The organism is Guptibacillus sedimenti (assembly GCF_028610665.1).
Taxonomy (GTDB): Bacteria; Bacillota; Bacilli; order Bacillales; family Guptibacillaceae; genus Guptibacillus; species Guptibacillus sedimenti.
This window is the reverse complement of record NZ_JAQQWV010000001.1, coordinates 755,709-780,134: the sequence shown is the minus strand read 5'-3', so window position 1 is coordinate 780,134 and position 24,426 is coordinate 755,709. Positions and strand designations below refer to the sequence as shown.

Annotated in this window: 31 protein-coding genes and 2 pseudogenes; 19 read left to right on the top strand and 14 right to left on the bottom strand. The window is 39.8% G+C overall.

The window, feature by feature from the left end; genetic code table 11:
- The first annotated feature begins 56 nt into the window (after positions 1–56).
- The 6 genes from PQ578_RS03790 (at position 57) to PQ578_RS03765 (ending at position 6,261) form a co-directional block, all read left to right on the top strand.
- Positions 57–920, top strand: coding sequence for an ATP-binding cassette domain-containing protein (locus PQ578_RS03790; RefSeq protein WP_273832262.1), 864 nt, complete (start codon positions 57–59; stop codon positions 918–920).
- The gene (locus PQ578_RS03785; protein ID WP_273832261.1) at positions 917–3,172 is read left to right on the top strand and encodes an ABC transporter permease; all 2,256 of its coding nucleotides are present in this window, start codon (positions 917–919) and stop codon (positions 3,170–3,172) included. The genes PQ578_RS03790 and PQ578_RS03785 overlap by 4 nt, the downstream gene beginning before the upstream one ends.
- On the top strand, positions 3,169–3,729 hold the full coding sequence (locus tag PQ578_RS03780; RefSeq protein WP_273832260.1) for an RNA polymerase sigma factor: 561 nt from the start codon (positions 3,169–3,171) through the stop codon (positions 3,727–3,729). Before PQ578_RS03785 ends, PQ578_RS03780 begins: the two co-directional genes overlap by 4 nt.
- Positions 3,716–4,516, top strand: a complete 801-nt coding sequence (locus PQ578_RS03775; RefSeq protein WP_273832259.1) for a hypothetical protein — start codon at positions 3,716–3,718, stop codon at positions 4,514–4,516. Before PQ578_RS03780 ends, PQ578_RS03775 begins: the two co-directional genes overlap by 14 nt.
- A 10-nt stretch (positions 4,517–4,526) precedes the next feature.
- Positions 4,527–5,408, top strand: coding sequence for an ATP-binding cassette domain-containing protein (locus PQ578_RS03770; RefSeq protein ID WP_273832258.1), 882 nt, complete (start codon positions 4,527–4,529; stop codon positions 5,406–5,408).
- A 97-nt stretch (positions 5,409–5,505) separates the two neighbouring features.
- On the top strand, positions 5,506–6,261 hold the full coding sequence (locus PQ578_RS03765; protein ID WP_273832257.1) for a potassium channel family protein: 756 nt from the start codon (positions 5,506–5,508) through the stop codon (positions 6,259–6,261).
- Between the two features lie 353 nt (positions 6,262–6,614).
- Here the strand turns inward: PQ578_RS03765 and PQ578_RS03760 are convergent.
- From PQ578_RS03760 to PQ578_RS03745, 4 genes and pseudogenes are all read right to left on the bottom strand, one after another.
- Positions 6,615–7,016 (bottom strand): annotated as a pseudogene (locus PQ578_RS03760) (cupin domain-containing protein); the annotation flags it as partial.
- Positions 7,017–7,223: 207 nt separating this feature from the next.
- Positions 7,224–8,231 carry a S8 family peptidase gene (locus tag PQ578_RS03755; protein ID WP_273832256.1) on the bottom strand — a complete coding sequence of 336 codons (1,008 nt, stop codon included), beginning with the start codon at positions 8,229–8,231 and terminating at the stop codon, positions 7,224–7,226.
- Between the two features lie 111 nt (positions 8,232–8,342).
- Positions 8,343–9,704, bottom strand: a complete 1,362-nt coding sequence (locus PQ578_RS03750; RefSeq protein ID WP_273833255.1) for a PhoH family protein — start codon at positions 9,702–9,704, stop codon at positions 8,343–8,345.
- A 138-nt stretch (positions 9,705–9,842) separates the two neighbouring features.
- Positions 9,843–10,613 carry a GNAT family N-acetyltransferase gene (locus PQ578_RS03745; protein ID WP_273832255.1) on the bottom strand — a complete coding sequence of 257 codons (771 nt, stop codon included), beginning with the start codon at positions 10,611–10,613 and terminating at the stop codon, positions 9,843–9,845.
- Between the two features lie 140 nt (positions 10,614–10,753).
- On the opposite strand from PQ578_RS03745, the gene PQ578_RS03740 reads away from it, so the two are divergent.
- Complete coding sequence (locus tag PQ578_RS03740; RefSeq protein WP_098444902.1) at positions 10,754–10,912, top strand: Fur-regulated basic protein FbpA; 159 nt, start codon at positions 10,754–10,756, stop codon at positions 10,910–10,912.
- Positions 10,913–11,037: 125 nt separating this feature from the next.
- Positions 11,038–11,310, top strand: coding sequence for an HU family DNA-binding protein (locus PQ578_RS03735; RefSeq protein ID WP_098444903.1), 273 nt, complete (start codon positions 11,038–11,040; stop codon positions 11,308–11,310).
- A 151-nt stretch (positions 11,311–11,461) separates the two neighbouring features.
- Here the strand turns inward: PQ578_RS03735 and PQ578_RS03730 are convergent, their stop codons facing one another.
- The 3 genes from PQ578_RS03730 to PQ578_RS03720 all read right to left on the bottom strand — a co-directional run bounded on the left by PQ578_RS03730 (position 11,462) and on the right by PQ578_RS03720 (position 13,043).
- Complete coding sequence (locus PQ578_RS03730) at positions 11,462–12,106, bottom strand: MOSC domain-containing protein (RefSeq protein WP_273832254.1); 645 nt, start codon at positions 12,104–12,106, stop codon at positions 11,462–11,464.
- Positions 12,107–12,195: 89 nt separating this feature from the next.
- Positions 12,196–12,315, bottom strand: a complete 120-nt coding sequence (locus tag PQ578_RS03725) for an FbpB family small basic protein (protein ID WP_370314259.1) — start codon at positions 12,313–12,315, stop codon at positions 12,196–12,198.
- A gap of 116 nt (positions 12,316–12,431) precedes the next feature.
- Positions 12,432–13,043: a TetR/AcrR family transcriptional regulator gene (locus PQ578_RS03720; RefSeq protein WP_273832253.1), complete on the bottom strand. Its 612-nt coding sequence runs from the start codon at positions 13,041–13,043 to the stop codon at positions 12,432–12,434.
- A gap of 147 nt (positions 13,044–13,190) precedes the next feature.
- Here PQ578_RS03720 and PQ578_RS03715 point away from each other — a divergent pair, with 147 nt between their 5' ends.
- The 8 genes from PQ578_RS03715 to PQ578_RS03680 all read left to right on the top strand — a co-directional run bounded on the left by PQ578_RS03715 (position 13,191) and on the right by PQ578_RS03680 (position 19,629).
- Positions 13,191–14,078 carry an ABC transporter ATP-binding protein gene (locus PQ578_RS03715; protein ID WP_273832252.1) on the top strand — a complete coding sequence of 296 codons (888 nt, stop codon included), beginning with the start codon at positions 13,191–13,193 and terminating at the stop codon, positions 14,076–14,078.
- Positions 14,075–14,881, top strand: coding sequence for an ABC transporter permease subunit (locus PQ578_RS03710; RefSeq protein WP_273832251.1), 807 nt, complete (start codon positions 14,075–14,077; stop codon positions 14,879–14,881). Before PQ578_RS03715 ends, PQ578_RS03710 begins: the two co-directional genes overlap by 4 nt.
- Positions 14,882–14,908: 27 nt before the next feature.
- The gene (locus PQ578_RS03705; RefSeq protein ID WP_273832250.1) at positions 14,909–15,370 is read left to right on the top strand and encodes an NUDIX hydrolase; all 462 of its coding nucleotides are present in this window, start codon (positions 14,909–14,911) and stop codon (positions 15,368–15,370) included.
- 226 nt (positions 15,371–15,596) lie between these two features.
- Positions 15,597–16,700, top strand: coding sequence for a hypothetical protein (locus PQ578_RS03700; RefSeq protein ID WP_273832249.1), 1,104 nt, complete (start codon positions 15,597–15,599; stop codon positions 16,698–16,700).
- A 129-nt stretch (positions 16,701–16,829) separates the two neighbouring features.
- Positions 16,830–16,991, top strand: coding sequence for a DUF4021 domain-containing protein (locus PQ578_RS03695; protein ID WP_273832248.1), 162 nt, complete (start codon positions 16,830–16,832; stop codon positions 16,989–16,991).
- A gap of 225 nt (positions 16,992–17,216) precedes the next feature.
- A complete protein-coding gene (locus tag PQ578_RS03690; protein ID WP_273832247.1) occupies positions 17,217–17,957 on the top strand; it encodes an IclR family transcriptional regulator in 741 nt (246 codons plus the stop codon).
- Positions 17,958–17,969: 12 nt separating this feature from the next.
- Complete coding sequence (locus tag PQ578_RS03685) at positions 17,970–19,157, top strand: MFS transporter (protein ID WP_273832246.1); 1,188 nt, start codon at positions 17,970–17,972, stop codon at positions 19,155–19,157.
- A 16-nt stretch (positions 19,158–19,173) separates the two neighbouring features.
- Positions 19,174–19,629: a heme-binding protein gene (locus PQ578_RS03680; RefSeq protein ID WP_273832245.1), complete on the top strand. Its 456-nt coding sequence runs from the start codon at positions 19,174–19,176 to the stop codon at positions 19,627–19,629.
- A gap of 64 nt (positions 19,630–19,693) precedes the next feature.
- Here PQ578_RS03680 and PQ578_RS03675 read toward each other — a convergent pair whose 3' ends face one another.
- The 3 genes from PQ578_RS03675 to PQ578_RS03665 are packed head-to-tail and all read right to left on the bottom strand — an operon-like array spanning position 19,694 to position 20,644.
- Positions 19,694–20,002: a hypothetical protein gene (locus PQ578_RS03675; protein ID WP_273832244.1), complete on the bottom strand. Its 309-nt coding sequence runs from the start codon at positions 20,000–20,002 to the stop codon at positions 19,694–19,696.
- A gap of 36 nt (positions 20,003–20,038) precedes the next feature.
- Positions 20,039–20,206 carry a hypothetical protein gene (locus PQ578_RS03670; protein ID WP_273832243.1) on the bottom strand — a complete coding sequence of 56 codons (168 nt, stop codon included), beginning with the start codon at positions 20,204–20,206 and terminating at the stop codon, positions 20,039–20,041.
- A 48-nt stretch (positions 20,207–20,254) separates the two neighbouring features.
- Complete coding sequence (locus PQ578_RS03665) at positions 20,255–20,644, bottom strand: hypothetical protein (RefSeq protein ID WP_273832242.1); 390 nt, start codon at positions 20,642–20,644, stop codon at positions 20,255–20,257.
- Between the two features lie 217 nt (positions 20,645–20,861).
- Between PQ578_RS03665 and PQ578_RS03660 the strand changes: the two genes are divergently transcribed.
- On the top strand, positions 20,862–21,317 hold the full coding sequence (locus PQ578_RS03660) for a LytTR family DNA-binding domain-containing protein (protein ID WP_273832241.1): 456 nt from the start codon (positions 20,862–20,864) through the stop codon (positions 21,315–21,317).
- The gene (locus PQ578_RS03655) at positions 21,318–21,731 is read left to right on the top strand and encodes a DUF3021 domain-containing protein (RefSeq protein ID WP_273832240.1); all 414 of its coding nucleotides are present in this window, start codon (positions 21,318–21,320) and stop codon (positions 21,729–21,731) included.
- A gap of 49 nt (positions 21,732–21,780) precedes the next feature.
- On the opposite strand, the pseudogene PQ578_RS03650 reads toward PQ578_RS03655, so the two are convergent.
- The 3 genes and pseudogenes from PQ578_RS03650 to PQ578_RS03640 all read right to left on the bottom strand — a co-directional run.
- Positions 21,781–22,170 (bottom strand): annotated as a pseudogene (locus tag PQ578_RS03650) (tyrosine-type recombinase/integrase); the annotation flags it as partial.
- 77 nt (positions 22,171–22,247) lie between these two features.
- Positions 22,248–22,496 (bottom strand): YuzF family protein, encoded by a 249-nt coding sequence (locus PQ578_RS03645; protein ID WP_273832239.1) that lies wholly within the window; start codon positions 22,494–22,496, stop codon positions 22,248–22,250.
- 383 nt (positions 22,497–22,879) lie between these two features.
- Entirely contained in the window at positions 22,880–23,014 is a 135-nt protein-coding gene (locus tag PQ578_RS03640; RefSeq protein WP_255648066.1) for a hypothetical protein, read from the bottom strand.
- Between the two features lie 306 nt (positions 23,015–23,320).
- Here PQ578_RS03640 and PQ578_RS03635 point away from each other — a divergent pair, with 306 nt between their 5' ends.
- Positions 23,321–23,617 carry a hypothetical protein gene (locus PQ578_RS03635; RefSeq protein WP_273832238.1) on the top strand — a complete coding sequence of 99 codons (297 nt, stop codon included), beginning with the start codon at positions 23,321–23,323 and terminating at the stop codon, positions 23,615–23,617.
- 63 nt (positions 23,618–23,680) lie between these two features.
- Here PQ578_RS03635 and PQ578_RS03630 read toward each other — a convergent pair whose 3' ends face one another.
- Entirely contained in the window at positions 23,681–24,403 is a 723-nt protein-coding gene (locus tag PQ578_RS03630; protein WP_098444939.1) for a YebC/PmpR family DNA-binding transcriptional regulator, read from the bottom strand.
- Positions 24,404–24,426 lie beyond the last annotated feature (23 nt).

Below are 24,426 nucleotides of genomic sequence, written 5' to 3'. Positions count from 1 at the left end.
TTTTTATGAACACCATTCGTCATAGCAGTAGAATAATGTTAAAAGGATGAACGTTTGTGATTGAAGTATCTCATCTTACAAAACAATTTAAGAAAAAGAAAGTTCTCCATGATCTTAATTTAGCTGTTGAGGGTGGAATGGTTGGACTAATAGGGCCTAATGGTGCTGGAAAAACGACTTTTATGCGAATGCTGGCTGCTGTATCGAAACCTTCTTCTGGAGATATTATCGTTAATGGGTATTCCATTCAAAAAGAAGCTTCAAGCGTTCGCAAAGAAATTGGCTATCTCCCTCAGCACTTTCAGCTTTATCCGCAGCTTACTGCATCAGAGTTTCTGGATTACATCGGACAGCTTAAGCAAGATCGGGACTATGATCATGGAATGGAAAAGAATCGCTTGCTTGATGCTCTTAACTTAAGAAGTCAACAAAATCAGAAAATCAAGACGTTCTCGAATGGGATGAAACAGCGCCTTGGTATTGCACAGGCCCTCTACGGGGAACCTTCGCTTATGATCTTTGATGAACCTTCTGCAGGATTAGACCCTGAAGAACGCTTACGCTTTAGAAACATCATCGCAGATGTATCAAGTAGAAGGACGGTCATTTTATCCACACACATCGTAGAAGATATTGAATCCAGCTGTGACACGTTAATCGTTTTAAATAAAGGCGAGATTTTATTTATCGGAACGCCTTTTGATCTACAATGCAAAGGAAACGGACTTGTTTGGGAATTTGATCTTGAAGATGCTGACTGGAATCAACTTGCTGGACTGCAAATGACGCTAACCAAAAGAAAGGCCAACGGATTACATTGTCGTGCAATTTCACCTGTAGCTCCGTTTGACTTTGCAGAAGCCGTCAATCCCACACTTGAAGAGGGGTACATGGCTTTGATTGGGCGTGATGGTACATGAGAAAATGGCTCGTTCAATTTAAACTTGAATTATCTTTTTTGTTTAAAAGCTGGATTTTTACGCCCCTTCCGTTTCTTTACTTGATTTGGTTACTTTTTAGCATGAATACCAATCAGGATGGCATTCATGGGAATCTCTATCGAACGACCTATGAAACCACCCACTCGCTTATTTTCATTCTTGTTACCGGCTTATGTATTCTTATCGGTGTTTATCTCATACGTCGTGATGTTGGAAATGAATCTTTTGAATGGCACCAATCCTTCCCTGTGTCTAATTTCATTTTCATATCGGCTAAATTTGGTTCGGCTCTTCTCTATATGACGATCTTTACGATTCTCATGACGACTACTTACTTTATATTTGCTACAAATGAGAGCATTGCTATACCAGAAACGCTGACGATTGTACGGTTCTTTTTCGTTCAATATGAAGTAACCTTCTTTATTAGCTTATCCCTTGGCATGCTATTATCTGTATTAATAAAAAATCGATTTGTCTATTTAATCGCGTTTTGTGCCTGGATGTTTGGAACGCTTTTCATGGAAATTTTCATTATTAATCAAGGCCAACTTTTTTATCTAAAAGCGTTTCACCTCACCTACTTATTTGTTGATTCAGTACTAATTAACGGGACGTGGGGCATTCAATTGATGAAAGAAGAAATAGCATTGCAGCGCCTTTTTGTTACGACAGTAGCCGGATTTCTTCTTGTCCTCATTATCTTTATTCTTAATATTCGTAGACCTCACCAATACGACAAACTTTGGAGAGGTCTGCTGATTCTAAGTGCTGGAATCGTTATTGTTTCTTACCTTCCATACGCTTCTTTATGGAGTGAACGAATGAGGGAATTTAGCGAGATAAAAGAACAATCACCTTTTATTACAAGTGGCCAAGACGGTGAACATCGCTACATGACATTTCCGCCGCTTCCTCACCCAGATGGACTTTTGGATGGCGAAGGTGAGCTCTATCAACCAGAACGCTTTAACATTGAAAAGTACGACATTTCGATCGATCAACAAAAAGAGAATTCTCTTTCAATTGAAGCCAGCCTCACGCTTCCGGAAGATGAATTTTCAACGAACGAGGTGATCAAATTCACACTGAATCAAACATTTACTGTAAAAGATGTGATAATCGATCATCAGACGGTTCCGTTTACAAGAGAAAATGATTTCATCACTATTTCATTACCTGATCATACTCACTCACCCGTTATTCAGTTGAACTATGAGGGAACTTATGAACTCTGGGCATCTAATTACGGGCAAGAATACTATCCAGGATACGTTGGTGGAGATCAGATGATCATGCCTTCTCAATCTGCATGGTACCCGTTGCCTGGCCATCAATATCTTTACGATATGAATGGCCAGTCTCAGACAAATGTAGAACTAGACAATCGAGCGCTCTTTAACGTTACGGTGAACATGTCTTCACCCATATATGGAACAATTGAAGAACATCAGTTAGCGAATGGCTCTTATCAACTTAAAGGAAAAACTTCCAAGCTCGACCTATATTCAGGGGATCTTGTAGAAGTTCCGTCGGATTATTTTCCATTTTCGATTGTGACAAATAGCTATAATCAGACACGCGCTCAAACATTCATGTCCGAATTAGACAAACGACTTCTTTATACCGATCGATACCTTACGAAAGAGATTGAACCAATGAGTCATCTCTTTCTATTGCCTGTCGAAAATATTCGCTGGGCAAATTATATGAGACAACAGGGGTTTATTGACCATAATTATCTTCTAAGTGAGTCGTCCTTCTATCAACTAGATGAGGCATACTTATTGAAGTTGTTTCTTCAAATTAACCTTTTACATGACAGTACAGAAATATATGGCTACGAAGAAGGTGAGTTAGTGACAAGCGCCATTCTAAGTGCTTACGCTTACCTCTATGAAATAGAAAATGGAAATGAAGAAAAAGCCTCCGCTACTAGAAGATTAGTCATTACACTTAATGACGACATTCCAATTGAGAACTATAGTGAAGAAGAGATTAAAGCAAATCGAATTTTCACTATGATCAAAACGGCAGTAGAATCTGGAAAAGAAAAGCAAGTAAAAGAGGTGCTTAACCGGATTTATAGCGAAGAATGGATTGATCCGGGATTCCCTTCCGATTTCTCTTTATTCCGTGAACCATCGACACTTCTCTCCTTTGAAGATTGGCAACGAATATGGGATGAAGTGATGCAAGAAAGTCAGAAACGAAAGGAGAAGGTTTCATGACAGATGAAGAATTAGTACTGGCAATGGCTCGTGGAAATCAAGCTGCTTTTGAAGCTTTCGTTCATCGCTACCACGCACCGCTTCTTGGCTACCTTGAGCGAATGTTGCGCGATCGAAAAAAGGCAGAAGATGTCGTCCAGGATACTTTTCTAAAATTAATCAAACAGCTGAAATCAAATAAAATTCCTGAAAAAATAAAGCCTTGGCTCTATCAAGTGGCCACAAACCAATGCAGAGACTACTGGAAAAGCGCAGGGTTTAAATCGGAAAAACAAATCCTCGACTTTATACCTGATCAGCCTGATAAAGAGCCATCAGTCGTTGAGTTATTTGAGCGTCAGGAATCACGAGTAGAATTTCTTAAAAAGCTTGATACCTTATCAGAAACACAAAGAGAAATTGTTTATTTACGTTTTTATCAGGAGTTAAAATATCAAGAAATTGCAGAAACGTTAGAACTGCCGCTTGGCACGGTAAAATCAAACTTATTTCATGCATTAAAGAAACTAAAAGCATCTTTAGCTCGAAAGGAGGAAGTTAACCATGCAAAACATTGATCTTGAGTTAGAAAAGCTAGAAGAAGATTTAGAGCAGCCTCTCAAGTCCTATCTGGCTACGTCACCCCGTTCAGAGGATACGCAGAAACTTCTTTTGTCCTTACAGGATTCTTTTGACGAACTAAAACCGTCTCAGGTCGAATTTCAATTCGATCAAGATGCGGAACCTGCAAAACCTTCACTCGCAAAACAATGTCTCAATCAATTCAGCTCATATCACTGGGCTTACTGGTTAATAAGCTTTCTCATTTTTGCCATGCTAACAGTTATCTCTTCTGGCAGTATGGAATCAGATAGTTTATTCCCGATTGTTGTACCGATTTATTTACTATTTGGCGTTCTTTATAGTTACAAAACGTGGAATAAGGAAATGCGCATGGTCGAATCGATTACCCCATTCCCACCAGCTCTCTTACTATTAAGCAAATTACTTGTGGTTCTCGTAGTAAACATCGGCCTTTCGCTGTTATCAACGCTTTATATTGTCCAAGATAATATGATGATTAATCCCGGTACTTTTCTCTTGCATTGGTTTGCACCGCTTCTCTTCTTAACGGGCTTGCTTGCTTTCGTAATGTTTCATAAAGGGGTCATCGCAGGATTTATCGCAGCGCTGTTCGGATGGGTTTTGACATTCCTTGTTTTACCTTATACGGTGTTTGCCATTTCGGGTGAGGCGTTTCAACAGAACTTCTTATTTGTTGTCTCTTACCTCGTTATTCTAGGTCTAGGTGCAGGTATGCTTTTCTTATCATATCGGAAAAGTCTACGCCTTTCCTACTTATGAGGTGGAGGGAATGATCCAAGTAAAGAATGTCAAACATGACCGTAAACACTTTTCTCTTTCCATTCCAGAATTAACGTTGGGTAGAGGCATCACTATTTTAGTTGGCAAAAACGGAGCTGGTAAATCAACGTTACTTCAACTAATCGCAACCGCGTTAAAGCCTCACAGAGGTACCATTCAATACGGTGGGAAAACCATTGATGACGCCCTCCCCTTCATTCGTAAAAATATCGGATTTCTTCCAACCGGTATTGAACTATATGAAGAAATGAAAGTAAAACGATTTCTGCACTACATGAGTGAATTGAAAGGCGTTGTGAATGAAGATGCTGTTGAACAATCGCTTCTTGGCCTGCACCTTCAAGACGTGAAACGTGCCAAAATCAAAACCCTCTCACAGGGGATGAAACAAAGAGTGGGAATTGCCCAGGCAATTCTGGACTGTCCGCCTATCTTGCTACTTGATGAACCATTAAACTACCTGGATAGTCGTGAAAGAAAGAACGTTGTCTCGCTTTTAACAAGGTACGCACAATCCAGACTTGTTCTTATTGCCACACATGAGTTAAATGAATGGGAAGATATGGCGGACGATATCATCTGGCTTCAAGAAGGAAAAGTTCTTTTTAAGGGACCAATCAACCTCTGGAAAACACACCTACCTTTACGTGTGTATAAAGGTCAAATTCCTCTCTCTAAAATCAAAGATCTTGACCAAGAACGAATCATTCATATGAAGCGAGGACAGGATCATTATTTGATTAAATATATCGATGAAACAAAACCATTTGAGCATTTTGAAGAAGCCGAAGTTACGATCGAAGATGCTTATTTTATTCGAAAGAAATCTAGAGATCAAGAAACCATGTCTCAACAGCCTTTGATATTCTAAAAAAGTAGCCCTTATTTATCAGGGGCTACTTTTTTTTAGCAGGTGCTTCCCTCTCTCTAGCGAACTAATGGTTAACCGAGTAAAGAAGGTGATTTCCTTGCAAAAGCAATCTCTAGGTATGATCTATGAATTTATTCTCGCCCTTCTTCTTATCTATTCACTCGTCGTTGATTTGCCAGATCCTGAAGGGGCGGCACTCGATTTCTTTATTTGGATCCTATTTTTGATTGATTACGCGACACGGCTTTTCTTAAGCGAAAACAAGTGGACTTTCATTAAACAGCATCCGCTTGATTTAATTGCCATTATCCCTCTCGATCAGTTGTTTCGAACGGCTAGATTTGTTCGATTCATACGCGTTATTCGTTTAGTGGCTCTTATCAATCACCGTACTTCTATGTTTGAACTATTTTTCACAAAATACAAGATTGATCGCGCCTTTGTCTATGTGATCTCACTTCTATTTATTTCTGCTCTTTCAATGAAATGGATCGAACCGGAGTTTGAAACCTATGGTGATGCACTCTGGTGGGCAGTTGTCACAACGACGACTGTCGGCTATGGCGACTTATATCCTGAAACAACGGTCGGAAAAATTGTGGCAGGCGTTTTAATGATCGTCGGCATCGGGACGATTGGGGTGATCACAGGGACGGTTGCAGCGATGTTTTCCAATAATAACCGAAATAACCTCCCGTCTGAATTAGAAGAAATAAGAAGAAAGATTAACAGCTACCCAAACATTAACCAGCTCGACTACAAGCATATGATTGAAAAACTAGAAGAAATCCAAAAAAGAGAAGCTAGAAAGGATCCTGATGAACAAAGGGAAACGAAACATCAAACATCTTAATACGCTTAACCAAATAAAATTCCCCTAAAAGGCGCTTGAAAGAACAAACGCCTTTTAGGGGAATGAACCATAAAATTCCGTTCAAATCAACTTACCCGTTACGATCGTTTCTTACTTTCTTGAAGAAGTTTCGATTCTCCAGTCCGTTCCCATTCTTCCACGACTTCGTACGCTTTCTCAGGTGAATAGCCCTTTCCAACTAGCACTCCCATTAAGATGAATTCTTGCAAAATGTGCGTCGCATTTATACCTCTTTTCACATCTTCTAGGCCTTCATTTACGAGGTATTCCGTATGCTCCACCCACTCATCTGGCGTTTTACCAAACACCTTTTGAGCTCGATTATCCTCGCCTTCTTCCGCAGCTATCGCATCTGCTTTCGTTTCATGAACCGTTCCAAACGGATGATTTGGCGGGGCATAGATGGAGTAAAGCTTTATTGGGACATCACCAGTATTTGTTAGATTATGCCAAGTTCCTGCAGGAATGAAAATCGCATAATCGTCATAAACCTCTCTCTGATAATTCAAAGCATCTTTTCTTCTCCCCATTTGAACTTTTCCCTGACCTTGTTCAATCCGCAAAAACTGATCTAAATTTGGATGATTCTCAAGGCCGATGTCTTCCCCAACATCAATACTCATTAACGTTAACTGTAAGTAGTCTCCCGTCCACAAAGCCGTTCGAAACGTATCGTTTAGTTTTGTCGCTTCATCAATGTTCGCAACAAAAGGTTTTGGCCCATAATCTTTAAACTCTCGACTCCCCATGCTGCTAGAGAAACGATAAGAATCCTTGTCATTGTGCATTGTATTCTCCATCCCTTCACAAATCATAAAATATCCTATGCATTTGTTCTGGGTGTGTACGTTAATTTTAAAATACTGACCCATTTTTTTACTTTATAACGAGCAAAAAAATCGCACCGTTAAAATTCAGTGCGATTTTCAATATTAAGTCTCTTATGATTTAACCACTTTTTCCGCTTTTACTTCAGTTTGGCTCCATGTAGTCGTATAAATATTAAAAAGGGATTCGAGTTGATTCACTAAATTCAGGGCGAGGAGCCCATTCCCTTCCGCTTGCTTCGAACATCCTATGGGCACCGTTCTCTTAATTAGCTGTGAATAAATCTCGGCTTCACTTAGCGTTCGTTTAAATTCTTTCTCCGCTACGTTCATTAGAAGAGCAAGTGCACCAGATACGTGTGGAGCTGCCATGGATGTGCCCGAAAGGACGGCATACTCTCCGCCTGGATAAGTCGAGAGAATATCAACTCCTGGTGCAATTAAATCAATTTCGTTATTCGTATTCGAAAACGGTGCAAGCATACGTTGGAAAGAGGCTGCACCTACTTCAATGACTTCATTATAAGCCCCTGGATAAGCATACTCAGATGTGTCTTCTCTGCCATCTCCTTCATTCCCTGCTGCGCACACGACCGATATATTTTGATTAACCGCATCTTTAATTGCTTCATATAATTCAGGAACATTTGATGGTCCACCAAGAGACATTGAAATAACATTGACGCGCTCACCATCTGGTCCCTTCCAATCGATCGCATAGCGAATCCCATTAATGATCGATTGATAAGAACCGCTCCCCGCTTCATTCAGTACTTTTACAATTAATAACTTCGAATCTGGCGCCACACCTTGAACACCTTTTTCTCCGTTTGTCGCCGCAATTGTTCCTGCTACATGCGTCCCGTGGCCATTATTATCATCGTAACGATCTGCATCTCCACCGAAATCTTTTGTGAAATTCTTACCACCGATGATGCGGGATTGTAGATCAGGATGATCAATCTGACAACCGGTGTCGATAACGGCAATGATTCTTCCCTTTCCTTTTCCGGATTCCTCCCATATGGCTGGAGCTTGGACCATTTCCACTCCGTCGGGCAGAATTCCCGCTTCTTTAACGACCGCATTTACTTCGAATGGGATTAGTCTAACTTCGCTCATGTACAACGCCCCTCTCTTTTACCTGAATTATCTGATAAAAACTCGAGGTTTGTCTAGTTCCATATGGTCTATTTTCCCATTTCCATTTTATAGAGAAATCATTCTTTTGTACTAGAGAAGTCGCGCCGCTATTTCTGCAAGCTTACTTCGCTCTGTACTCGTTAAATGAATAATGCCAACTTCATCCTCTTGCTTTAATCGCTCAACCGCAAAAGTTAAGCCATTATTTACAGAGTCAAGGTAAGGATGATCAATTTGTTCAGGGTCACCAATTAGAACGATTTTTGTTCCTTCTCCAACCCGTGTTAGAATCGTTTTCACTTCATGCGGTGATAAGTTTTGTACTTCATCAATAATCACAAATTGATTTGGAATGCTTCTCCCTCTTATGTATGTTAATGCTTCAACCTTTAGAGTCCTCAGTCCTGATAGTATATGATTTAATTCCTCTTCGTTCTTTGCATCGAATAAAAATTCCAAATTGTCATAGATTGGCTGAATCCACGGTCTAAGCTTTTCTTCTTTTTCACCGGGTAAAAAGCCAATATCATTGCCAACTGGTACGACAGGCTTTGAGACCAGGAGCTTTTGGTAATGTTGTTCATCCTCTGTCTGGCTAAGTCCAGCAGCAAGGGCAAGCAAGGTTTTCCCCGTACCAGCTTTTCCTGTCGCACAGACGAGGGATACGTTTTTGTCCATCAATAGCTCCATGAGCATGCGCTGCTGGACATTTTTTGGCAGCACCCCCCAAATATGTTCACTTTCTCGACTCAGTCCTTGTATCACTAATTTCTGATCGTGAATCACCACTCTTCCAATTCCAGAATGGCTGCTGCCAAACAGATCTTTTAAAAGGATAAAATCTTGACTATAAACTTCATCGGTCGAATACTCTCGCAAAATCTCTATCGAGAGTTCCCCGTTCTTGTAAAGAGAGTCAATCACTTCAGGAGGCACAAGAATTTCATGGTATCCTCGATGAAGCCTCTCTACATGATCAATGAGTCGATCATTCTCATATAGTTCTGGATAAAATGCAGGTAAATCAAGTGATTTCTTTAGCGCATCTGCTTTTGCAATCATTAACGTATCATTTGAAACGAGGACGACATCGCCTATTGAATCCGTACTTAAATTAATTGCTACTGCAATGATGCGGTTATCATTTGAATCTTCACTAAATTCATTTCGTAATTTGTCAAAAGAGCGATGATTCAACTCAATTCGAAATGTTCCTCCGGAGTCAAGCGGAATCGGTTCATCGAGCAATCCTTTGTTTGTGTCTCGCAGTTTCTTATACATTCTGCTAAATTCTCGTGCATTTCGACCTACCTCATTCATTAATCTCTTCTTAGAATCGATTTCTTCAATGACAATCGCTGGGACGACAACGTGGTTGTCTCCAAACTGAAAGAGTGAATGGGCATCATGCAAAAGAATATTGGTGTCTAGAACAAAGGTTTTCAACAACAGAACAGCTCCTTTTAACGAAAGTATAAGAAGGCGAATATATGTCCCTTCGCCTTAAGCTATTCCCGATTTTTTCTTTTGTATCCTTCCCTTTTACACAAAAACAATCTGATTTACAGTTTCTTCATAATTTGTGGTTTTCTATTCTCGCACATATTGTTTATAAGTCGCATATTCACTAAAACCAGATCTACGGAGAATGGGTTCCGACGTCCCAATCCTTGCCTGCGTCACCGCTAGCTCACATCCTCTTTTTCTCGCTTCAATTAGACGATCTGCTAACAAACTACGATAGATGCCTTTCCCTCTATGTTCAGGTAGAACACCCGCTCCGTTTAAATAGAGTACCTCCCCATCCTTGCTATAGCGATAATTCGAATAACCTATGGGCTTATTGTTACCGAGGGCAATCGTGTATCCGCCTCTTCGATCAGGGAATTGAAGGTAAGATGCTCGCTCAGTAACGGCAGCCTGGATCGCTTCATCGTCATATCCCCAGATCTTCGCTGCTACTTCAACATGCGCTTGCACGTCTTCTTCTGTATTCACTTCTCTAAACGTAAAGTCCGACATAGCCGTTTCTTCTTCTGTTAGCTTCTTCGCTAAACCTCTATATGTATCGTAATGCTGAAATCCTAATGTGAGGAGATGCTTTTCAAGTTCACTAGAATCAGAGCTTGATCGCACCCACCACGATAATGGACTTCCCCCAAAATAAGCGATAACATCTTTTACTTCTTGGACGCTTCGATGATATCGAACAACTTTATTCGCATAGACGCTAGTTGATTTATTATTTTTAATCATCACGAGGTCATCATTTTGAATATAGTGAATAGATTCAGGTACAAGAGCTTCTTCGTAATCCCATTGAATCGCTTCAATTGCACGTATGATTTGTTCTTCATCCATTGACTATCATCTCTTTTCTCCATTATTTATCTCGATTGTTCTCCCCGCATCTTTTATCACTAATCCGTCACATCTGATTGTGATTAAAACGCGTAGCACCCGGACATACTGGGAATAAAAATGTTAAGGAGGGTGTGCTGATGGAAACCAATCAGCTTAGAAAAGCACTAGAGCAGCGCAGAAACTACTACATCTCAAAGCTTATTGAGGCAGGAGCCTATTCCACCGCTGATCATCATCTCTATCACTGTACACTAACGGACCTTGAAAAAGAGTACAAACAACTATCCAACTATTAAAACGTTAACGCGAGATTCGATGAGAATCTCTTTTTTATTTGATTGTAGACGTATAAAACAGCTATAGACTGGTAAAAATAGAGCCATAGCATTAAAACTAGCAATATAAGAAAGGATGAAACATGATGAATAAAGCGGAACTTTTATCGACTGTTGCGGAACGTGCAGCAATGTCAAAGAAAGATACTGCCAGAGTGGTAGACACCTTAATGGATACGATTGCCGAAGCACTTGCTAAAGGTGAAAAGGTGCAGCTTGTTGGATTTGGTAACTTTGAAGTGAGAGAACGCTCTGCTCGTAAAGGTCGCAATCCACAAACTGGCGAAGAAATTCAAATTCAAGCATCTAAGACACCTGCGTTTAAACCTGGAAAAGCATTAAAAGAAAAAGTTGTTTAGCATTCAGAAGAGCTGGATCCATTTGGTTCCGGCTTTTTAAATGAGGAGAAATCGATGGAATTTATGCAGATAATCAAATACACGGTTACCTTCGTTACGATCATTATGCTGATCGTTTTTTACTACCGGATGGCTAAAAAGTAAAAGCGCGCTAATCGAGCGCGCTTAGCTGTTTGCTTAATTTATGATACCAGCTCTCATTAAGTTCTTTGGCAAGTAGCGCCTTCTCAAGTCCTATGCGATCTGTTCGATCCTTATACGTAACCCGGTTAATCAATGAAACTGTCACATCATGGTCAGGTCGATGTTCAAGTATAATGTCATCCTGAGCAGTGACATGCCCCTCTTCTAATACTCTTAGATAATACCCGCTGTACCCATTTTCCATCACAAATAAGTGCATATCCTCAACTTCAAACTTTTTTGCGAGCTTAAAGCAAGGCTGTCTTGGTAAACTAACCTGAGCTTTTATACCACCGATTTGATAAATATCTCCAATCCGCGCTTCTTTCTCATCTAGCCCGGACACTGTGAAGTTCTCACCAAATGCGCCTGCCTGTAATTCACATCCAAGTTTCTTTTCCCAGTACTCATAATGTTCAACGGGATAAACACAAATCGCTTTTTCTGAGCCACCATGATGGACGAGATCTGCCTGGCCATCCCCTTGGACTTGAACTTTTGAGACGTAAACTGATTCTCGAACAGGCTGTTTGTAGATACCAGTAGAAATCGACTTTCCTTTATAAGTCGTTTCAACGGGTTTACCAACATTTACGCTAATTAATTTCCCCATCTAATCCCTCCTTCCTTCAGTTTAGCATAAGAAAGGGCCATCTCTTTGCAATGCAAAAAAACAGCCGCATGACGACTGTTTTCTTTCATTTATACGTGGCGATTATCAATTCGTTTTTCTATCTCAGCAAGTTCTTTTTCATTTTTAAGAAGTTCTGCTTTATTTTGATCAACGAGCTGTTTAAAAGTTAATTTTTTCAGCTTTTTCAACAAAATTCACCAACTTTCCCTCTGCATGATCTCATTATACAACAGGAATACGTTAGATAAGTTAACAAACTATTAAAATTTTGTGAAAATTAACACACATTTCAGTTTATGAATGATTATTCAGATTCATTCCTATCTGACGGAGGGCCACCACTTAAACCATAAAAGAATAATTGCAGGACGTCGTCCAAAAAGTCTTTTCGCTCTGACCAGGTTTTCGCTGGAACTCGCTGTACCTCTGTTTTTAGGGCATTAAGATAAAACATAATCGATTCCATTGAAAGTGAAGTATTAATTTCTCCACGCTCACGTGCCCTTTCAAGGAGCTGAACGAACAGCGGAAGGGTTTGCGTTCGGTAGAAATGATCTACATACTCTTTCAGTTCTTCGTCTGCCGTTAGCATCTCTTGAAGTAGTGATGGGTCCAGACTCTGCACAGCTTTATGTTTCTCAAAAACAATTAACTCAACCAATTCAGCGAACGTACGCTCTTCCTCGACACTCTCTTTAAATATTTGAAACTGTTGATGCATGTACTCCTTCATCACCGCTCGCACAAGCTCTTCCTTACTAGTGAAATGATTGTAAATCGTGACCTGAGATACACCCGCATACCTCGCGATGTCACTGATTTTCACTTTTTTAACGCCTTCTTTATTAAATAACGTAAAAGCAGCGTTCATAATATCTTTACGCTTTTGTTGTTTTCGTAATTCAAATCCATTCATTTTCATCACCACTCTTAGTATAGCATTTATTGAACTATTTATTAAATTTAAGTTCAATAAATATTGATTATTTCCGTGCAGTCATTTATGATGAAAATGAAATATATATTAAATAATAGTTCAAAATTTGACTGAGGGGGAACCTCAATGATCGAATTAAACGGCTTAACCAAAAAATTTTCAAATGGAAAAGGAATTTTTGACGTTACTTTCTCCATTCCAAAAGGAGAAGTATTTGGATTTCTTGGACCGAACGGTGCTGGGAAATCCACAACGATTCGTCACCTGATGGGATTTATGAAACCTTCAAAAGGCTCAGCGTCGATAAATGGGATGGATACATGGAAAGATGCCGCTAAGATCCAAGAAAAGATTGGTTATCTTCCTGGTGAAATTTCTTTTCTTGATGGCATGGATGGCATGGCATTTCTTAAACTTGTCGGTGGTATGCGAGGGATGAAGCATACAAACTATCGCGACGAGCTCATTCATCGTCTCCAGTTCGATGTAAAAACACCGATTCGTAAGATGTCAAAGGGGATGAAGCAAAAAGTCGGTATCGTGGCAGCTTTTATGCATGAACCAGAAGTCATTATTCTAGATGAACCGACATCTGGCCTCGATCCACTTATGCAGCGTATTTTCATTGAAATTGTAACGGAACAGAAGGAAAAAGGCACCACATTTCTCATGTCTTCTCATAGCTTTTCAGAAATTGAACGTACGTGTGATCGAGCTGCGATTATTAAAGATGGCAAAATTGTTGTCGTCGAAAATATTCATGACCTCCAGCAAAAACAGCGTCGCCTCTTTGATGTGACGTTTGCAAGCGAGGAAGAAGCTAAGCTCATAAAACAAAGTAAACTTGACGTTATTTCAGTCACCGAGAACCGTGCTGAAATTGCTGTACAGGGAGATTACAATCAATTTATTCATGCTTTAGGAGATTATCAAATTCGAAATATTGATATTCATGAACAAAACCTTGAAGAAGTCTTTCTGAACTATTACGACAGGGAGGCGAACCCATCATGAACATCACGTTATATGCAAAGATGTTAAAGGTTCATGCCAAATCAATTTCTAGCTATGCAATTGGTTCTGCTCTCTATCTTCTGTTAATCATCGGCATTTATCCTTCGATTGCAGATGCACCTGGATTAAATGAATTAATGGAGTCGATGCCTGAAAGCTTTCTTGCGGCCTTTGGGATGGAGGGCGGCTTTCAACATGTAAGTGACTTTATCGCAGGTGAATATTATGGGTTACTGTATGTGGTGATTTTGTCGATTTTCTGCTTAATGACAGCGTCTCAACTAATGGCTCGTCACATTGATCGAGGCTCAATGGCTTATATTCTTGCCACGCCGAACTCCCGAAAAAAAATCGCCTTTACTCAGGCACTTGTGCTTATCACAGGACTTCTCATTATCGGATTAACGACCGCTTTTGCAGGAGTCATTGGGACAGAAATTTTAATTGAAGATAAACCTTTTGAAGCAATGACGTTTATGAATGTTAACCTTGTCGGCATTCTATTATTCTTCGTTATTTCAGGCTACTCGTTTTTATTCTCTGCAATGTTAAATGATGAGCGACAGGCTCTTGGGCTTTCAGGTTTACTCACAATCGTCTTTTATGGAATGGATTTAGTCGGGAAAATGAGTGATAAGCTGGATTGGATGGTAAATCTTTCTCTCTTCTCAACGTTTCGCCCTGTTGAGATTGCGAGAGGTTCTGTTGACGTCTGGCCAACAGCCACATTCTTATTTTTGCTAGGTACAGTGCTGTATGCTGTTGCCATACTCATTTTCTCCAAAAGAGATCTTCCTCTATAATAGGAAAGAAGATAAGGAGCGATCAAAATGAATTATTTGAAAGAAATCCGTGAGCTCGTTGGGCAACGACCTCTCATTTTAGTTGGCGCTGTCGCTTTAATTTTAAACGATAAAGAGGAGATTCTTCTCCAGCAACGGAACGAACGAAGAAAGCGATGGGGATTACCAGGCGGGCTAATGGAGCCAGGTGAATCGACTGAGGAAACCGCCATAAGAGAGTCTTTTGAAGAAACTGGCTTAACGATTCGAAACCTCGCGCTCTTCAAGCTTTATTCCGGAGAGGAATTTTTCACAAAAGCGGATAATGGGGATGAGTTCTATTCCGTCACAACCGCTTATGTCACGAGTGAATATGAAGGAGAGCTCACCTTAACACCGGAAAGCTTAGCATTTGAAACCTTCTCTTCTACTAATCTCCCTGCTCAGATGGTTGGTAGCCATAGACGAATGATTATGGAGTATTTCAACGAAAAAAACGAGTTATCTTGAAGCAATGGAGACGTCTCCATTGCTTCTTTTTCATATGACTACGTTGCACTCAATTTACGGATAATGGAGCGTGATGACAGCTTTTCTTCAATAAACTAGTACTGATTACCTCTTTTCCCCTTTTCATCGTCTCATTTCGCTCGGTGTTTCTTTTCTTATGTTAGAATGAGAAAGTCATTTTGACAAAACTATGAATCTCATTAACTTACATAAGGAAGTGAACATCATGAGGAAATTATTCCTTTTCCTTCTCGTTGCTTTGGTCGCTTTGGTGACAGCTTGTTCGAACTCCGCATCAACAAACGAGCAAACCGATGAAAAAACAGACCAAGAAGCAGCGAAAGAAGATGAAAGCAAAGAAAGTGAAAACAAGCAGGAACAAAAAGAAGCGGCTCAACCTTTTGAAGCACTAGCGCCATCTGAAGACGCTAAGCCCCTTGAGGAAACAATGACCGAAGAAGAATTAGCGAATATGCCTGTTGTCGAAGCACACGGCGAAGATCGTACAAGAAAGACACCCGTTGGCGAGACGTTGATGGAAGGCACAACTGATGAAACAGACGGTATTCTAAAAGATTATCGCCTTGTTGCTTATTATGGACAGCCAAACTCCACTAAAATGGGGATTCTCGGCGAGATGGAACCTGAAGCACTAATGACGAAATTAAAAGAACAAACTCAAGCTTATTCTGATGCTGATCCAGACCGTCCTGCTATTCCTACGATTGAGTTAATTACAACGATCGCTCAGCGTGACCCTGGCCCAAATGGAAAGTACTACCACATGACTTCAGAAGAAGATATTGATGAATACGCTGAGCTTGCAAAGAAACATAATGCCATTCTCTTGCTAGATGTTCAGCTTGGTCGTGACACTGCTCTTCATCAAGTACAGCTTCTTGAAAAATGGCTCAAGCTTCCTTACGTCCACGTTGCCATTGATACGGAGTTCCATGTCAAAGAAGGCCAAACACCTGGCATCGATCTAGGAAGTGTCGATGGTTCTGAAGTTCAGGAAGTCGTAGACTATGTTTCTAAATTTGTAGAAGAAAATAACTTACCTGACAAAATTGTACTTGTTCATCAGTTTACAGACCACGCTGTGACAAACAAGCAGGAAATCAAGCCAACTGACAACGTAGAAGTTGCCCTTAATTTCGATGGGTATGGTGATTATGGAACGAAAATGTCACTCTACCGTAAATTTGTCCGGAATGAGCCTGTTCAATACGGCGGGTTTAAAATTTTCTATAATAAAGATAAGCCGGTTTTAACACCTGAAGAAGTACTTCAGCTTGATCCGAACCCAGCGATCATTAATTATCAATAATCCGCAGCGCTTTTCCCTTTCCTTTTAAGGGGAAGGCGCTTTTTTGCTCAATAAAATACCTCTGCGTCCACCTTCCCTACGCATACTTTTTTCCATGATAAGCCAACCTAATCATTGGAGGTGAGTATCATGGAAATAAAGACACCAAACAAAAATGAAATCAAACAGAACAATTTGAACAAATTCACGAATGAATATGGTGCTGATTTAGATGAACAGGCAATGAACGGCGATTACGGCATGTTAGAAACAGAGGAAGAAGATCGAGCGAACAAAAAAGAGAAGAAATAATGAGAGCCACCTTGTCCATCAAGTGATAAGGTGGCCTTCGTTTTGTTGAACAGACCCCACTTTACCCAATAGCGGCTAGGATCACTTCTCGTATTTATCGGTCTAAAACGTCAGTTGATGATGCCTACCAACTTTTTAGTTTCAAATAACGAAACACTTTTTCATTATTTGATCTCCTATTCATCCCGCATTATGATGATTCATGTGCAAAGGAGGCACGGACTCATGAGTCAATATGAAGTTTCAACGTTGAAAAAAGGATTGCAAATTCTTGATCTACTGATAGAAAACGATGGATTAACGTTTGTTGAAGTGATGCATCACTTCAACTGGAACAAAACGACGACGTTTCGTTTGCTTTATACACTAGAGAATATGCACTATATCGTGAAAAAAGGAAGCCATTACTACATTGCCGAAAAAATAGACGGCGCGAAGCAGGAACATGATCCTCAAGTCGACTGGGTTTCAGTTCCTCCCCTTCATGACCTTAGCCAGGAACTTGGAGAAACAGTCTATATTGGTATTCTTGACGGAACCGATGTCGTCACCACTCAAATTGTGAATGGTACCCATACGATGAGGATTCATTCTCATATAGGTGAACACGATCCAGCTCATGGAAGTGCGCTTGGAAAAGCCATCCTAGCTTTTCTTGATAGCGATATGAAACAAAGATTTCTTCGTCAGCTTCAGTTAAAGAAAAACACTGAAAACACCTTTGATGATGAACAGCTCTTTCTTTATCATCTAAAAGCCATTCAAGATCAAGGCTTTGCCGTTGATGACGAAGAAACAGAACTTGGCTTACGCTGTATTGCAGCTCCGATTTATCGTAATGGAGAAGTCATTGCTTCCGTTGGCCTGTCTGCTCCAACAAGTCGAATGCCAAAACAGCAGGACAAAACATTCAGCAAGAAAGTGGTCACATGCAGCAAGAAAATCACTCAACTTTTAGAAGCATAAGGAGGATCTCTCATGAAGTCGATGTCAACTAAAGCCATGATTGCCTTACTCTCATTGGCCGTTAGTGCTTTTGCCATCGGAACAACAGAGTTTGTGATCGTCGGATTACTACAAACGGTAGCCGATGATCTCCGTATATCCGTTACAAAAGCAGGTACGCTTGTCTCTGGATATGCGGCAGCGATTGCGATTGGAACGCCAATCGTTACGACGCTTACTAGTAAACTACCGAAAAAAGGTCTGTTAATAATCTTAATGATGATTTTTATATTAGGTAACGGGTTATCAAGTATGTCCCATTCATATGAATTATTGCTTTTCTCACGTGTGATAACAGCGGTGGCGCATGGCGTGTTCTTTGCGATTGCAGCTACGGTCGCGACGGAAATTGTTCCCGAAAATAAAAAAGGTTCAGCGATTTCCATTATGTTTACCGGTCTTACAGTCGCTACGATTGTTGGGGTACCTTTTGGGACATTTGTTGGTCAAGCTTTTGGCTGGAGAGCAACTTTCTTAGCCGTTGCAGTATTAGGACTCATTGGCCTACTCATTAACTTATTCGCCGTTGAACGAATCGAGCGTGAACGAAGTGCACCAACTTTGAAAGATGTAGGGCAACTTATTACAAACCCAAGAATCTTACTCGCTCTGCTTATGACATCACTCGGTTTTGGAGGAACGTTCGCTCTCTTTACGTATCTTTCTCCTATTTTGGAAAATGTAAGTGGCATATCATCAGAAATGATCGTATGGATGCTTTTGATCTATGGTGTAGCCGTAGCAGCAGGAAACATCATTGGCGGTAAACTATCAAACAATCACCCTGTAAAAGCCCTTCGCTATGTCTTTTTCTTTCAGATGATTGTGCTACTTCTTCAAATGGTTTTATTACCAAACAAGGCACTGAGCTATCTATCCGTTGTCATTCTCGGATTATTTGCATTCATGTCCTCACCTGGAGTACAAGCATATATCGTGACACTTGCTGAAAAATTAGTTCCTTCAGCGAAGGACATTGCTTCCGCCCTTAATATTTCTGCATTTAATGTAGGCATCGCAGGCGGATCCGCTCTTGGAGCACTTGCTGTTGATTATATGACTTACCTTGATACGGCATGGATTGGAGCGGCTATGGTATTAATGGCCTTCTTCCTTGCCGTACTCAATTATAAACTCGACAAAAAACAAAATTTATTTTAAAAGGAGTTTCGATAAGATGAATACAGAACAACTACTCAAACTTGAAGAAGAATTGGTTTTCACTCAATTTACAAATGAAGATGCATTACAGCTAGGGCTTGAGCTAGTAAACTATGCAAAAGAAAAGGGAAAATCAGTCGCTGTTCATATTGAACGCAACCGAATTCCCCTCTTCACTCACTTAATGGACGGCACTTCAGAAGAAAACGTGAAATGGTTGTATCGTAAGAAAAATGTCGTCGATCATTATAACCACAGCACGCAATTTATCGCTGCCCGTTTTGAAGAAAGTGGCCTTACTCATCAGGAACACTCTCTTTTACCAGTTGAAAACTATCAAGCTATTGGTGGTTCCCTTCCAATCCGTATAAATGGTATTGGTGTCATTGGGACAGTAACTGTAGCCGGCCTAACACCTCAGATGGACCATGATTATGCGGTAGCTGGTATTAAACGCTTTTTAAGCAAATAAGAATTTTTTTCATAACTACCTCCCCCTTTTACAATTAAAGGGGGAATTTTCTTGGACAATCCCTTTAATCCATTTGATTAACTTCCTCAGTCTGAGAATTTACGGTAAATGTCTTTATGACCTTTTGTTGACGGTCATACACCTTAATGTAGTATAACGACTGTGCTTCTTTCACATAATCAACGGTGTATGTCTGTTGTTCCTCACTTGTTAACTGATGATAGATGAGAACTTCAGCATCGTCTCGAGACAATCGTCCTTCCTGTTCAGCTGTATTGTCCTCAACTGTAGGGACGTTTAAATCGTCTGAACAACTGACTAACAGTAGTACAGTAAAAAGGATGAAGATGACGGGAAAGAAGTGCCTTTTCAAGTAACCCCTCCTCTTTTCTTATCACGTTGTGGATCGTTAAAGTTCGGAACCCTCATCACTCTTTGCTTCTAGTTTACTTTCTACTTTTCTTAGCAAGTCATTTTGCACCTGTAGCTGATCCGTTATTTTCGATCCAACTTTCTCGATGGTTTTCGTTAAAGACCAGAATAAAATAAAGATAAAGATAAATACAATCAAGATCATCCCTGTATTCACCTTCTCTCATTTTCTACTGGTCTTAGACGTTGCAATTTACGTTCCATGTGTGGACGTTTGTTGAAACGATTTTCTAACGTATAGCGTATAAATCAAAACGATTATTGAAAAAATCATATTTCCGAGGAATGGTTGCGGAGATGGGGTTGAAACGAGGAAAGCACTAATACATCCAAAGATTACGGAATAAGCGATCATGAACCAGTAACCCCAAATGGTGAGCCTGATGTATCCATACACCAAAACTAGTGAAGTAAGAGCGACGATTACCCTCATCAACCTTTCTGGAGCTTTTGGTAAGCCAAATCGTTCCGCAACCCCAACCATATTAGCATCTGCGTCATAAAAAATGGCGGTAAGCCATAAAACCACCGCTCCAAACAAATAGAAGTCGCTAATGAGGGTGACGCCTATCGGTCTTTTCAACGGTCTTCCTCCCTTTGTATATCAGAAAAAACACTCCCAATTATTTCAAAACCCTAAGTTGTTGGCAAGCTTTTCTTTGAACATTAACTCGCAACAGAAACTACACGAAATGCATCTCACCCTAACAATGTGACGTCTTACCTTTATTCGAATGACATCCTGCTTTTCCAGATCTATACTAATCTTAAGAAAGCCGCAAAACAAAGGATGTGAACAAGTGAAAATTTCACTCGATGTTAATCGGAAGTATGAAGAAACGAGCGTAACAATTCACTGTAGAGAAATGGATTATTCGATTAAAGAGATTTTAGATTTTCTAAGTACCCAGAAAACCGAATTTATTGTAGGTAAAAAAGGCGAGCAACAGCACATTTTAAAACCAAATACAGTGCACTCTTTCCATTCAGAAGGAGATCAAGTAATGGCTACGACATCTCAAGGGGTTTTTAAAGTGAAAGAGAAATTGTATGAGCTAGAAGAAAGTTTGCCAATCAATATATTTATCCGGCTGTCGAAGTCCGTTATTGCTAATCTACATGAAATCAGCCACTTTGAACCATCATTTAACGGCACGCTCGCTGTACACTTTCAATCTGGTAAGAAAGAATATGCTTCGAGACATTATGTAGGCAAAATAAAAGAAGTTCTGAAAATGAACAGGAGGGCAAAATAAATGAAAACATTTATGTTTAGAAGTATGGTTGGATTATTTTTCGGAGGGTTTTTAGCTGTTTTACTAACTTATGGAGTTATTTTCATAGGTGATCAAACCACGCTTGACTCTAATCTTTTTGTAACAAACTCATTAGGAGCGATTTTCTGTGGATGGTTGTTTACGGTCACTCCACTTTATTTTGAAATTCATTCCCTCAAGCTCCCTCAACAAACAGCCTTACACTTTTTCACCGTGATGGTAGTCTACTTTATTTTGGCATATGGAATTGGTTGGATTCAGCCTGGCGTAGCGAACATACTGATCTTTCTCGCTATTGCTCTTGTATCCTACAGTATCATGTGGACGGCTTTCTATTTGTACTTTAAGAATGAGTCTAAAAAATTAAATGACGATCTACAGCAAATCAAGTAACCTTTCCTTTATTATAAATGGCAGAAGCGTATTCAACTAGAATGCGCTTCTAAAAGTATTTTGTATAGAAGTCGTGACGGAGTTTCCCACTAAGCTGAGCATATAACTTTGTTGTTTCGCTCTTCTCATGTCCCATCAAACTCTGAATCACTTCAAGAGAAGCTCCGTTATTGATCATATGCGTTGCGTAACTATGTCTTAATTGATGAGGGTAAATCACTTTATCAAGTTCTGCACGTCTGGAAATTCGTTTAATGATATAGCGAACAAGATCAATACTCATCCTTCTTTTTGGCCTTCTCTCCGTTATGAACAAGCAAGGTTCAAGGTCATTACGTTCATCAAGATAGCGTTTTAACCAGATAGAACACCGCGTGTTAAAATACACTTCTCTTTCCTTATCGCCTTTTCCATGAACAATGACAGTATTTGAATGAAATAGTAAGACTTTAGTAAAATGATTAATAATAAAAAACCCTAAATTATAGGGCTTCCTAAGGAATTTACTATTTAAGTTTAGGACTCTGGCATAATCCAAATAATTTCGGATATGCGAACAAAGAAAGTTGAATCATGTTCTTTAACCACAACATGATCTGGTTTGGCATCAATAACTGTTCCATTTACTGGACCACGTGATGTATCAATAACCACTCTATTTCCAATAAGGCTGCGAAGAGCTGCATATACGTAAGGCTCTACGACCACAACTTGCATAGGGACATTTGGTGACATCTGGGAATACATCATTCCACCGGGATTCATCTTTCCCCTCCTAGTATATTACTCTACATGTTCATTTTATTACATACTAGCTTGACTCGTTCCCACCTAACATTTTCCCCTTCCATTTCCAATGCTTGTTACGAAAAAACAACTGCAATTAGCCATCCATTTCACACCAAAATTTCTTAAGAATAATAAGATTCTTTTGTAGAGTCTATATGGCAAGGACACACCAAAAATGCTTGTCACTGCTCGTTTTTTTTGTAAAACAATCTATACTCCAGTCCTAAATCGGGAAGTTTACCAAACTAATGGAGAACACTATTATTTCTGGAAATGCTCCCGAATGCAGAAGATATCGAAATAAAACTTTTCATAAAAAAACATAGGAAGAATTTAATCTTCCTATGTTATCCATCATATTATTTATCTGTCTGTTTTTGCTTCTTTTTTAAATACTCCGCACGTATCTTTTCAAGATGATTCTTTTTATCAAATTTGGCAGTCGTCTGTTTTTCATGAAACTTTGTCACAGCTACCTTACTTTTGTGATCCAATTGATATCTTCCCACTTTGTTCACCACTTTTCTTCTCTTACAAGAGAATCTATTCAAAAATATAATATACCTTATTTTACTGCAGTAATCTTTATTTTGAACAATTATTTCAAAAAAAGTGTTCTTCTACTTTGTAAAATAATTGAACAAGCCCTCTACTAACCTTCACCATTAATATCAACAGAATATTCCATAAAATAACTAAACTCATCAACTCTAAATCGAAATTCACCAAGCATATCCGTTTAAGAAAACCATAAAAGCAAATACTAGTTCCAAACCCTTAAACTGGAAAGGAATTCAACTATGACATTCCCTGTTATCCATACAAACTTCTGGGACGCTGTTCTTGCGATCCCTTTAGTCATGATACTCACCCAGCTCATCAAAATTTTTACGCCTATTCCTCGTACCTTCATCCCTACGCTTGCAATTATTTTAGGACTTCTCATATCAGTCTTTTATAGCCATCGTCATCACCTTGTTGCTGGCTTGTTTATGGGGTACTTTTACGGTTATGCGGCGATTGGAAACTATGCATCGCTAAAGACAACGCTTCTTGCATACAAAAAGAAACGAAGAAATAAAGAACATTTTTCATAAGTGAATTTCGTTCCATTCTAAAAAGGGGACTTCCGAAATCCGGAAGCCCCATTTTTTCTTTTTTTATTCTTCACCAAGATCTACATTATGATAAACCTGCTGTACATCTTCCAACTCTTCAAGAGCATCGATCATTTTCAAGAACTGCTCTTGATCTTCTCCAGAAAGCTCAACGTCATTTTGTGCGAGCATCGTAAGTTCAGCTACAGTGAACTCAGTGATGCCAGCATTCTTGAATGCTTCCTGTACAGCGTGAAACTGATCCGGTTCCGCGTAAACAATCACGACGTCGTCTTCTTCCATAATGTCGCGAACATCAAGATCCGCTTCCATTAACAATTCAAGTACTTCATCTGCTGATTTGCCTTCAATCCCGAATACGGCTGTTGCATCAAACATGTAAGCAACAGATCCGTTTACACCCATGTTTCCACCATTTTTACCAAAAGTGGATCGAACATCTGATGCAGTACGGTTCACGTTGTTTGTTAATGTATCAACGATCACCATGGAACCGCTTGGACCAAATCCTTCATAACGTAGCGTATCGTAGTTCTCGTCCGCTCCGCCCTTTGCTTTTTCAATCGCACGGTCAATGATTGCTTTTGGGACGTTGTACGTTTTTGCACGTTCAAGAACTAAGCGTAGCGCCTGATTGGCTACGGGATCCGGTTCACCTTGCTTTGCAGCTACATAAATTTCACGACCAAATTTGGCATAAATTCGACTGGTATTCGCATCCTTTGATGCTTTCTTTTCCTTAATGTTATTCCATTTACGGCCCATTCTATTTCACTCTTTTCTACTAG

Excerpts from the sequence above, each read along its gene's own strand:
- PQ578_RS03785 (WP_273832261.1), top strand. The coding sequence starts at position 917 with ATGAGAAAATGGCTCGTTCAATTTAAACTTGAATTATCTTTTTTGTTT.
- PQ578_RS03780 (WP_273832260.1), top strand. The coding sequence starts at position 3,169 with ATGACAGATGAAGAATTAGTACTGGCAATGGCTCGTGGAAATCAAGCT.
- PQ578_RS03775 (WP_273832259.1), top strand. The coding sequence starts at position 3,716 with ATGCAAAACATTGATCTTGAGTTAGAAAAGCTAGAAGAAGATTTAGAG.
- PQ578_RS03770 (WP_273832258.1), top strand. The coding sequence starts at position 4,527 with ATGATCCAAGTAAAGAATGTCAAACATGACCGTAAACACTTTTCTCTT.
- PQ578_RS03755 (WP_273832256.1), bottom strand. The coding sequence starts at position 8,231 with ATGAGCGAAGTTAGACTAATCCCATTCGAAGTAAATGCGGTCGTTAAA.
- PQ578_RS03745 (WP_273832255.1), bottom strand. The coding sequence starts at position 10,613 with ATGGATGAAGAACAAATCATACGTGCAATTGAAGCGATTCAATGGGAT.
- PQ578_RS03740 (WP_098444902.1), top strand. The coding sequence starts at position 10,754 with ATGGAAACCAATCAGCTTAGAAAAGCACTAGAGCAGCGCAGAAACTAC.
- PQ578_RS03735 (WP_098444903.1), top strand. The coding sequence starts at position 11,038 with ATGAATAAAGCGGAACTTTTATCGACTGTTGCGGAACGTGCAGCAATG.
- PQ578_RS03730 (WP_273832254.1), bottom strand. The coding sequence starts at position 12,106 with ATGGGGAAATTAATTAGCGTAAATGTTGGTAAACCCGTTGAAACGACT.
- PQ578_RS03720 (WP_273832253.1), bottom strand. The coding sequence starts at position 13,043 with ATGAATGGATTTGAATTACGAAAACAACAAAAGCGTAAAGATATTATG.
- PQ578_RS03715 (WP_273832252.1), top strand. The coding sequence starts at position 13,191 with ATGATCGAATTAAACGGCTTAACCAAAAAATTTTCAAATGGAAAAGGA.
- PQ578_RS03710 (WP_273832251.1), top strand. The coding sequence starts at position 14,075 with ATGAACATCACGTTATATGCAAAGATGTTAAAGGTTCATGCCAAATCA.
- PQ578_RS03705 (WP_273832250.1), top strand. The coding sequence starts at position 14,909 with ATGAATTATTTGAAAGAAATCCGTGAGCTCGTTGGGCAACGACCTCTC.
- PQ578_RS03700 (WP_273832249.1), top strand. The coding sequence starts at position 15,597 with ATGAGGAAATTATTCCTTTTCCTTCTCGTTGCTTTGGTCGCTTTGGTG.
- PQ578_RS03695 (WP_273832248.1), top strand. The coding sequence starts at position 16,830 with ATGGAAATAAAGACACCAAACAAAAATGAAATCAAACAGAACAATTTG.
- PQ578_RS03690 (WP_273832247.1), top strand. The coding sequence starts at position 17,217 with ATGAGTCAATATGAAGTTTCAACGTTGAAAAAAGGATTGCAAATTCTT.
- PQ578_RS03685 (WP_273832246.1), top strand. The coding sequence starts at position 17,970 with ATGAAGTCGATGTCAACTAAAGCCATGATTGCCTTACTCTCATTGGCC.
- PQ578_RS03680 (WP_273832245.1), top strand. The coding sequence starts at position 19,174 with ATGAATACAGAACAACTACTCAAACTTGAAGAAGAATTGGTTTTCACT.
- PQ578_RS03670 (WP_273832243.1), bottom strand. The coding sequence starts at position 20,206 with ATGATCTTGATTGTATTTATCTTTATCTTTATTTTATTCTGGTCTTTA.
- PQ578_RS03655 (WP_273832240.1), top strand. The coding sequence starts at position 21,318 with ATGAAAACATTTATGTTTAGAAGTATGGTTGGATTATTTTTCGGAGGG.
- PQ578_RS03645 (WP_273832239.1), bottom strand. The coding sequence starts at position 22,496 with ATGAATCCCGGTGGAATGATGTATTCCCAGATGTCACCAAATGTCCCT.
- PQ578_RS03635 (WP_273832238.1), top strand. The coding sequence starts at position 23,321 with ATGACATTCCCTGTTATCCATACAAACTTCTGGGACGCTGTTCTTGCG.
- PQ578_RS03630 (WP_098444939.1), bottom strand. The coding sequence starts at position 24,403 with ATGGGCCGTAAATGGAATAACATTAAGGAAAAGAAAGCATCAAAGGAT.